The following is a 9666-nucleotide window of genomic DNA, read 5'->3' on the forward strand; positions in this document are numbered from 1 at the left end:
AAAAATGGCCGAATCCATAGCTTAGCTATGAATTCGACCAAAAATCCATTTTTATTATTTAGTTGTCTACTTGACAGGGTACAGTTCAAATTTGGCTGAGGCTTTTTATTTTGAAACATTAAGTTTCGTCTTGATAAAATGTAATGAATTTAGTAAACTTTTATAGGATACAGAAAGTGGGTGAAATAATGGCAACATGGTTAGCTATATTATTAATCATCGTGGCATTAATCGGTGGGCTTGCAATTGGATTCTTCCTTGCACGTAAATATATGATGGATTACTTGAAAAAGAACCCACCAATTAACGAAGAAATGCTACGTATGATGATGATGCAAATGGGTCAAAAACCATCTCAAAAGAAAATCAACCAAATGATGACAATGATGAATAAGAATATGGATCAAAAAATTAAATAGTCTTATATTAATCATAAGTAAAAATAAAACGTATAATCGTGATATTTTTAAAAGCCAGTTACACTTTGATTGTGTAATTGGCTTTTTATCTTGAGTTTTCACTGATTGTTCAAATAAAAGTGTTTTAACTTATTTGTTATTTGATAAAATAGAATTAAGAGTAAGGGGGAGAGCTATTGTGGAATTAACAGTATTTGTAGCATTTGGTGCAGGCATATTAAGTTTTGTTTCTCCTTGTGTATTGCCAATCTATCCTGCATTTGTTTCATATATAACTGGAATGAGTTATGATGATTTGAAGAATAAAGGACTTAGCCGAAATGCAATATTACATACAATCATCTTTTTATTAGGATTTAGTTGTATTTATATGATATTAGGAATGGGCATAGGTTACATATCAGGTATGTTAATAAATTATCAAACTTTAATAAGACAAATTGGTGCAATTGTAATAAGTGTATTTGGACTTATTATATTAGGCGTATTCCAACCGCAATTTTTAATGAAAGATCGTAAAATTAATTTTAAAGCGAAGCCTTCAGGTTTTGTTGGTACGTTTTTAATTGGTATGGCATTTGCGGCAGGTTGGACACCATGTAACGGACCAATTATCGCAGCGATTGGAACATTGGCAGCTACTAATTCATCACAAGCATTATTATATATGCTACTATATGTACTAGGATTTAGTATTCCATTCTTTATACTAACTTTCTTTATAACAAAATTACAAATTATTAAAAAGTACAATGTTGCTATCATGAAGTTTGGTGGTATAATTATGATAATTATGGGGATTCTGTTATTCTTTGATTTATTAACAGAGATAACGATATTCTTCCAATCTTTAGGTTTGGAATAACCATAAATGATATTTCGTACTAATAAGGGGTTTTAGATATGTATTTGCTTTTTTCATTTATAATAGCAGCTTTAATGGGTTTAGCAGTTATAGTTGTTAGAATGAAAGCTCAAAATTATCCGACTAACACTAAAAAAATTGTACTACCGCCATTTTTTATGGCTACAGGTGCTCTAATGTATGTTGTTCCATATTTTAGATTGAATGGTCAAGAAATTATAGAAGCCATTTTAGTTGGTTTATTCTTTTCATTGTTTCTTATTTTTACATCCAATTTTGAGATTAAAGGATCAGAAATATATATGAAACGCTCTAAACTGTTCCCTGTTATTTTAATTACTTTACTGATAATCAGAAGTGTAGGGAAATTCTTTTTGAGTGATTCTATTGACCCAGGTCAATTAGCGGGCATGTTTTTCTTGTTGGCATTTAGCATGATTGTGCCATGGAGAATAGCAATGTTTGTAAAATATAAAAAACTAAGAGATCAAAAGACTTTAGTTAATTAAAAAAACGCACAACTCAATTACTGAGTGTGCGTTTTTGTTTTTGCTTTAGAGATTTCTTCTTTATGATCAAAGATTGAAAATTTGTTTTTTTCATCATCTGCTAATTCGAACAAATTTAAATATGGTGTATAATCAATATTAAGTTCTGTTAGTTTTTTCTTCATAAATTTGTGATCTCTTTTCGGAGTTGCTATGATATAACCTCGCATAATATGATCGAGTTCAATTGTTGTAGCATGTTCTTCTAAAGCTATTTTAGATATGCGTCCACCTATTTTTTCTTTAGCAACATCTCTAAATAAATCTGGTACTGGTGAAACTAATTCATTTAATAAACTACGAGCTTCGTCATTCCATAAAGGAAGGGCTTTATGAATATAATAATCTTGCCAATCTAATTCGCTCATACCGTTATCTTTAGGCATGCGCTTTAAGAATTTACGAAACATAAAGAATCCACCGATTGCAAGTAACGATATAAATACAATGCACCATAATACTATAAAAAATATAAATGCGCTACTCAATGAAATCACTCCTTAAACTAAGTATAAATGAAGCTTTTCAACCTGTCTAACAAATATTTGCAAAGGAGCAATATAATGAAAATATTACATACTGCTGATTGGCATATAGGCAAAATAATCAATGGCCAATCATTAATAGAAGACCAAAAGTTTATCCTCAATAAATTATTTGATGCAATTAAAGAACACGATCCAGATGTAGTTGTGATTAGTGGTGATTTATACGACCTACACTATCCTAATAAAGAAGCAATGGTTGTTCTTGAAGATGCTTTATCGATGATTAATTTAGAACTTAAAATACCAATTATTGCGATAAGTGGGAATCATGATGGCAAAGAACGTCTTAACTATGGTGAGAGATGGTTTGAAAAAACAGGATTAAAAATCATTACGGGATATGACGACTTAATGACACCTATTTCTATGGAGGGTATCAATATATATGTTATGCCTTATTTTACACCAGCAGATGTAAAGCATGTATTTGATGTTAAGACTATCCATACGCATCAAGAAGCGACTGAATATATTATGAGTGAAATGGAACAAGTTATGAACAAAGATGAGACCAATATATTAGTTGGACATTTATTCGTAGCAGGTGGTGAATCATCAGACTCTGAAAGACCGCTCTCAATAGGTACGATTGAAACAGTTACTGCAAATACATTTAATGCTTTTGACGCAGTTCTACTCGGTCATTTGCACCATCCATTTGCTATCAAATCAGATTTCATATTTTATTCAGGCACACCAATGCAATATTCATTTTCAGAGGCAAATCAAGCAAAAGGTTATCGTTTGTTTGAGATTGATAACAAAGCATTTAAACAGAAATTTATTCCGATTGAACCAAGACGCTCATTTCATGTCATTAAGGCAAGATACGAAGATGTGATTCATGAGAAAATTGAAGTTAAAAATAATGAGGATTATTTTCATTTTAAATTAACGGATATGGACCATGTTACTGATCCTCTTATGAAGATTAGAAATATTTATCCAAATACATTACAAATTTCAAGAATAGATTATGAAGTTGCGCAAGATGAGATAGATGTGGATGTACATACATTAAGCGATATTGAAATTATTGAATCATTTTATAAACATGTGACTGAAGAAACGTTAGAAGGAATTAAGAAAGATAAAGTCATTCAGCTGTTAGAAAGTCATCTGAATAAAGGAGCGAATGAATAATATGAGACCTTTATCATTAAATATGCAATATTTTGGGCCATTTATAGATGAGAAAGTAGACTTTAGACATTTATCTAAATCTCAGCTTTTCTTGATATGTGGAAAGACAGGATCAGGTAAAACGATGATTTTCGATGCAATGGTTTATGCACTGTTTGGCAAAACATCAACAGAATCTAGAGAAGAAGTAGATTTACGAAGTCACTTTGCAGATCCGAAGTTACCAACTAAGGTACAATTTGAATTTGAAATTAAAGGTGACGAGTATCTTATTACTAGAACAGTAAAATATATAAAAGAAGGCAATAAAAATCCTTCGAATGCAACTGTAGAAGTGTACAAAAAAATAGATGATAAATGGAATTTAGAAACGAAGTCTATAAATACAAGTAATGATTACTTGAAACAGTTATTACATATGAATGTGAAGCAATTTAGACAAATACTCATACTTCCACAAGGAGAATTCAAACAGTTTTTAGTATCAAATAGTACAGATAAACGGAGTATACTTAGAACGTTATTTGATAGTGATAGATTTGAAGAATTACAAGATCAATTAGAATTAGAAATGAAAAAAGAATTAGCATTAATAGAAAGCCATTATCAAAAAATATCACAATATATGAATGACATGCATGACTTTGAAAATGAACAACTTATAGATATAAAGACAATTGAAGGACATCGCTATGAGGTGATATTAAACTCATTAGATTTATATGAAAAAGTCGGACATGAAAATTTAGAAGTATCAATGGTAGAGAAAGGTAAACAGGAACAACAAGTTAATGAAATAGAAAAAATATTAAAACAAGATAAAGCATTAAATGAAACCTTTGATACTTTACTTGAAAAACAAGAGATATTAGATGAATTAAAAAAAGATGAGTCAAAAATAAATGATCTTAGAAAACAATTAAAGTATTTAAAGACTGTTCAAAATATGACGTACCAGTATAATCAATTGAGAGATAAAGAACATTCTTTAAATAATGAAGTAAAACAAGAAGAAGAAATTCAACAAAGCATAGAATCGAACATAACTAACTTAAATGAGATAACTGAAAGAATTGAACAACTAAACAGAAATAGTGAGAGAATAAACGAGTTTCGTCAATTTGTTCAAAATACAAATCATATTAAATTAAGTTTAAATAAATATATAGAAGCGGAAACTAAATTTCCAAACATAATAGAAGAACAAAAGAATTTGAATAAGTTAATAGATAAAGATAAGCACGAAATCGAAACATTAAAAAGTAAACTAGAAAGTACTCATTACGATGAGTCGGAAGAACAAGATAAAATTAAAGAACAAGAAACATTGAAGCTTAACTTACAAGAACTACAAACTAAACAAAAGCAATATAGTGAAAAGTTGGAGTTGTTGGATAAACAAAAAGAATATACTAGTCAATTAACTCATCTAGAAAAAGAAAAAACACAATTTGAAGTAAAGTTGAATGAAAAGTCACAGTTTGATATTTTAAATGTTGAAGATGAAATTTTAAAAATACAAAAACATGTCCATCAAGGTGATGATTGTCCTATATGTGGATCAATCATAGAGTCTATTAATGGAAATGTTGATTTTAATAGTTTGAAAAAAGAAAGAGAACAACAATTAGAAGTTGAACGTAATCTACATGCAATCAACAATAAGATAACATCATATAACGAAAGATTAAATATAACCAACGAACAATTGAATAAATTAGAAAATATTACAGATACTCAAACAGAAATAAATCATACAACTGAACATATTGATAAATTAGTAAATGAGTTACAAATTTATAGAGAGACAAAGCAACAAATACAAAGATTTAAAAATGACAAATATGATGTTGAAAAGAAAATAACAAATAATGAATTACAATTAAACAACATAAAGCATCTAATATCTAAATATGAGAATGATTTATCTTACTTTAAACAAGAAACTGGATTTGATACTGTAAATAAATTTGAGAAGCAATCAGACTTTTATGCAATAGAAATTAAGGCTTATGATAATGAGTTGAATCAATTAACTGTTCAACTTGAAAAATTTAATGAAGAAAAGCAAAATCTTCAAATGAAAATAGCAACTGTTAGTGAACGTAAATCTATGATTGAAGAACAAATTAAATTAGCAACGGATTATTTAAATACTGAGATGACCAAACATAATATTGCATCGTATGAACAATTAGATGAATTACTTCAACAAGTTAAGCATATTGACGAGTATGAAGAAAAAATTAATCAATATGACAAAAGATATATAGAAGTAAAAGCGATAGTGAAGGAATTAAGTAAAAAAGTTCAAGATAAAGAAAGAGCAGATACTTCAGAAACAGAAAGTAAATTAACTGAAGCTAAAGAAGCATTAACAGTTATTGTTAAACAGATGAATCAGCTTCAACTGAAAATTGATCAAAACAAGCAAAAAATAATTGCTATTCGACAAGTTGTTGAGAAAATTGAAAATGATTTACAAGATCAAGAAGAATTAATTGAACTTTCAAGAATAATGAACGGTAAAAATAGTCAGAAACTGTCTTTAGAAAACTATGTATTAATTTATTATTTAAATCATATCTTAGATAATGCTAATAGACATTTTCTTAAAATGACTAACAATAGATATCAACTTGTACGTAAAAAAGAAAAGTCACAAGGACTAAGTGGTTTGGAGATAGAAGTGTTTGATAGGTTTTCAAATAGAACTAGGCATATTACGTCCTTATCAGGTGGTGAGACTTTTCAAGCTTCGTTATCATTAGCAATAGGGTTGTCTAATGTTGTACAACAAGAAGCGGGTGCAATACATTTGGAATCTATGTTTATTGATGAGGGATTCGGCACATTAGATTCTGAAACTTTAGAAACTGCTTTAGATACTTTAGTGAATATACAAATGTCTGGAAGATTAGTAGGAATCATTTCACATGTTTCAGAATTAAAGACGAGAATACCAACAATTTTAAATGTTAATAAGAATGGATTTTTAAGTACTACATCCTTTAATGAAAACTAATTGACACATCAAAGACATAAATAGTTCAAAATACGTATTTAAGTTAAGAATTTTATTTGATATATTTTAACTAACAGAGTTATGGGAGTGTTACGATGAAAAAGGGAGTATTTTTGTGCTTAATTGCAAGTATTATGCTAATTACGAGTGCATGTAGTAATAATGCAATTGAGCCAGACAGTCAATTTGGCAATAAAATGCAGTCTTTTAATGTTACTGACCAAAATGGGGATAAATTTTCACAGAAAGACATGAAGGGTAAAGTTTATATAGCTGATTTTATTTTTACAAATTGTGAAACAGTTTGTCCACCTATGTCATATAATATGAGCACAGTTATAGATGAATTAGAAAAAGATGGGGTAAAGGATTATGGTGTAATTAGTTTTAGTGTAGATCCTGAGAATGATACACCTAAGAAGCTGAAAGAATATATTAAACAATATAATGTACCTGCAAATAAATGGACATTACTTACAAATTACGATTTCAAGTTTATTAAGCAATATGCAGAAGATAACTTTAAATCGATAGTAGCACCACCTCCAAAAGGGAGTACACAAGTAACACATGGTACGAGTTTCTATTTAATTGATCAAAATGGTAAGATAATTAAATCATATAGTGGTCAAGATGCAGGGGATAAAAAGTTTCCTAAATCAGAAATAGTAGCAGATGTGAAGACTTTAGTTGAAGAAGGTCCAATTGAAGATTAACTATAATTAAGAAAACCACACATTTATCGAGACATTTCGATAAATGTGTGGTTTTTAATTGGTAATATGTAGAACTTATTTTTCACGTAATGCATCGCGAATTTCTGTAAGTAATACAGTTTGCTCGTCAATTTCTTCTTCCTCTTCACCTTTTTTCATTACAGTATTTGCAATTTTGATAAAGATGAATAAAGCGAAAGCAACTATTATGAAGTCTATAATTGATTGTATGAATAAACCATACTTAATTCCCATAAGAGACCATTTTTCAGCAAAGTCTACTTCTCCGAAAATTAAACCAATAAGTGGCATAATGACGTTTTCTACTAATGACGTAACAATTTTGTTAAAGGCAGCACCAATAACAACGGCGATTGCTAAATCTAGAACGTTACCTTGCAAAGCAAAGTCTTTAAATTCCTTTAATAATGACATATTAAACACCTCCTCATCGACATTATCATACATTAAACTGTAAAAAATTGAAATAGTCAATTTGATTTTAAGTGTAATATTTGTTAAAGTGATGAATGTTGCTGTTTTCTAAATATTAATTTATTTAAATTAAATGGATTACAAACAGTTAAAACGGGAATACATAATTACGAGTTTGTAAATTCGAAAGGAGAATTTTAATGTCAAATGTTCCAACACACCCAAATGGTAAAAAAGTTTCTAATGTATTTACTATTAGTGCAATTGTTGTAGCAATTATTGTTGCACTCGGTGCTATATTTCCAACTCAATTTGGAAGTATTACAGCGGACATAAGTGCATGGATATCTAAATATTTCGGTTGGTATTACATGATTATTACTATCGGAATGGTATTTTTCTGTGTATTTATTATCTTTAGCCCTATCGGTAAACTAAAACTAGGGAAACCTCATGACAAACCAGAATTTAACACAATTTCATGGTTTGCAATGTTATTTAGTGCTGGTATGGGTATAGGACTAGTGTTCTATGGTGCAGCAGAACCTATGTCTCACTTTGTTTCACCACCAAATGCAGATCCAGAAACAAAAGCTGCAATGACTGAATCAATGAGATCTACGTTCTTACATTGGGGTTTTCATGCATGGGCAATTTATGGAGTAGTAGCTTTAGCATTAGCATACTCTCAATTTAGAAAAGGTGAACCAGGTTTATTATCAAAAACATTAAGACCTATTTTAGGTAATAAAGTTGATGGACCTATAGGAGTAATCATTGATGTGTTATCGGTATTTGCAACAGTAGTTGGGGTTGCAGTTTCACTAGGTATGGGTGCTTTACAGATCAATGGTGGCTTAGAATATTTATTTGGAGTTCCAAATAATATTGTCATTCAAGGTATTATTATTGTCATCGTTACAATTTTATTCTTAATGAGTGCATGGAGTGGTTTGAGTAAAGGTATTCAATATTTAAGTAACTTAAATATTGTATTAGCGTCATTATTATTAATCGTTACATTAATAATTGGACCTACAATACTTATATTAAATATGTTTACTTCTTCAACAGGTGCATTATTAGATACATTCTTATTCAACAGTTTCGATGTAGCACCACTTAATCCTCAAAAAGGTGAATGGTTAAATACATGGACTTTATATTATTGGGGTTGGTGGATGAGTTGGAGTCCATTCGTAGGTATATTCATAGCGCGCGTTTCTAAAGGACGTTCTATTCGTGAATTTATCTCAGGTGTTATGCTTGTTCCAACGATTATTAGCTTTATCTGGTTTAGTGTATTTGGCGTTACAGGTATTGAAGTAGGTAAGTCAACACCAAAAGTATTCGAAATGACGACAGAGACGCAACTCTTTGGTGTATTCAATGAATTACCAATGGGTGCAATCTTATCAGTTATAGCATTAGCTTTAATCTGTACGTTCTTTATAACTTCTGCCGATTCAGCTACATTCGTATTAGGTATGCAAACAACATACGGATCACTAGAACCATCTAGAACAGTGAAAATCGTATGGGGTATTGCTCAATCATTAATCGCATTTATCTTATTACTTTCTGGTGGAGATACAGGATTAGGTGCTTTACAATCCGCCGCGATTATATCGGCATTCCCATTCAGTTTCATAATAATAATGATGATCGTTGCGTTTTATAAAGATGCTAACCAAGAAAGAAAATATCTTGGATTATCTATCACGCCTAACAAACATCGTATGAAAGAATATGTAGAAAAATCTAAACGTGAGTATGAACAAGAATTAAAAGAACAAAGACGTTTAGAAAGAGAAATGGAAGATTAAGTTATACACTTCTCATATAACGTAAAAGAAAAGCTTCAAAGTCAGTATTATGACTTTGAAGCTTTTTTATATGTTTAATGAAATCGATTACTTATATTCAACTATAGTTGATAATCATTATCATTTAATAACTAATTATTA

The 9666-nt window shown here is 29.8% G+C and carries 9 protein-coding genes; 7 read left to right on the forward strand and 2 right to left on the reverse strand.

Annotation, left to right across the window (positions count from 1 at the left end; translation table 11 throughout):
* The first annotated feature begins 188 nt into the window (after window positions 1-188).
* The 3 genes from CD129_RS09200 (at window position 189) to CD129_RS09210 (ending at window position 1793) form a co-directional block, all read left to right on the forward strand.
* Window positions 189-419: a YneF family protein gene (locus CD129_RS09200; RefSeq protein ID WP_174221866.1), complete on the forward strand. Its 231-nt coding sequence runs from the start codon at window positions 189-191 to the stop codon at window positions 417-419.
* A gap of 175 nt (window positions 420-594) precedes the next feature.
* Window positions 595-1284 carry a cytochrome c biogenesis CcdA family protein gene (locus tag CD129_RS09205; protein WP_126577747.1) on the forward strand — a complete coding sequence of 230 codons (690 nt, stop codon included), beginning with the start codon at window positions 595-597 and terminating at the stop codon, window positions 1282-1284.
* A 38-nt stretch (window positions 1285-1322) separates the two neighbouring features.
* A complete protein-coding gene (locus CD129_RS09210) occupies window positions 1323-1793 on the forward strand; it encodes a CcdC family protein (RefSeq protein WP_107509813.1) in 471 nt (156 codons plus the stop codon).
* Window positions 1794-1810: 17 nt separating this feature from the next.
* Here the strand turns inward: CD129_RS09210 and CD129_RS09215 are convergent, their stop codons facing one another.
* Entirely contained in the window at window positions 1811-2320 is a 510-nt protein-coding gene (locus tag CD129_RS09215) for a DUF2621 family protein (RefSeq protein ID WP_078356327.1), read from the reverse strand.
* Window positions 2321-2395: 75 nt separating this feature from the next.
* Between CD129_RS09215 and sbcD the strand changes: the two genes are divergently transcribed.
* The 3 genes from sbcD (at window position 2396) to CD129_RS09230 (ending at window position 7264) form a co-directional block, all read left to right on the forward strand.
* Window positions 2396-3523, forward strand: a complete 1128-nt coding sequence (gene sbcD, locus CD129_RS09220) for an exonuclease subunit SbcD (protein WP_078356328.1) — start codon at window positions 2396-2398, stop codon at window positions 3521-3523.
* Window position 3524: 1 nt separating this feature from the next.
* Complete coding sequence (gene sbcC, locus CD129_RS09225) at window positions 3525-6548, forward strand: exonuclease subunit SbcC (protein WP_115337487.1); 3024 nt, start codon at window positions 3525-3527, stop codon at window positions 6546-6548.
* A 95-nt stretch (window positions 6549-6643) separates the two neighbouring features.
* The gene (locus CD129_RS09230; protein WP_115337486.1) at window positions 6644-7264 is read left to right on the forward strand and encodes an SCO family protein; all 621 of its coding nucleotides are present in this window, start codon (window positions 6644-6646) and stop codon (window positions 7262-7264) included.
* 75 nt (window positions 7265-7339) lie between these two features.
* Here CD129_RS09230 and mscL read toward each other — a convergent pair whose 3' ends face one another.
* Complete coding sequence (gene mscL / locus CD129_RS09235; RefSeq protein WP_078356330.1) at window positions 7340-7699, reverse strand: large conductance mechanosensitive channel protein MscL; 360 nt, start codon at window positions 7697-7699, stop codon at window positions 7340-7342.
* 200 nt (window positions 7700-7899) lie between these two features.
* On the opposite strand from mscL, the gene CD129_RS09240 reads away from it, so the two are divergent.
* A complete protein-coding gene (locus CD129_RS09240) occupies window positions 7900-9525 on the forward strand; it encodes a glycine betaine uptake BCCT transporter (RefSeq protein WP_115337485.1) in 1626 nt (541 codons plus the stop codon).
* Window positions 9526-9666: the final 141 nt, after the last annotated feature.

It is taken from the genome of Mammaliicoccus fleurettii (assembly GCF_003970575.1).
Taxonomy (GTDB): domain Bacteria; phylum Bacillota; class Bacilli; order Staphylococcales; family Staphylococcaceae; genus Mammaliicoccus; species Mammaliicoccus fleurettii.

Excerpts from the sequence above, each read along its gene's own strand:
- CD129_RS09200 (WP_174221866.1), top strand. The coding sequence starts at position 189 with ATGGCAACATGGTTAGCTATATTATTAATCATCGTGGCATTAATCGGT.
- CD129_RS09210 (WP_107509813.1), top strand. The coding sequence starts at position 1,323 with ATGTATTTGCTTTTTTCATTTATAATAGCAGCTTTAATGGGTTTAGCA.
- sbcD (WP_078356328.1), top strand. The coding sequence starts at position 2,396 with ATGAAAATATTACATACTGCTGATTGGCATATAGGCAAAATAATCAAT.
- sbcC (WP_115337487.1), top strand. The coding sequence starts at position 3,525 with ATGAGACCTTTATCATTAAATATGCAATATTTTGGGCCATTTATAGAT.
- CD129_RS09230 (WP_115337486.1), top strand. The coding sequence starts at position 6,644 with ATGAAAAAGGGAGTATTTTTGTGCTTAATTGCAAGTATTATGCTAATT.
- mscL (WP_078356330.1), bottom strand. The coding sequence starts at position 7,699 with ATGTCATTATTAAAGGAATTTAAAGACTTTGCTTTGCAAGGTAACGTT.
- CD129_RS09240 (WP_115337485.1), top strand. The coding sequence starts at position 7,900 with ATGTCAAATGTTCCAACACACCCAAATGGTAAAAAAGTTTCTAATGTA.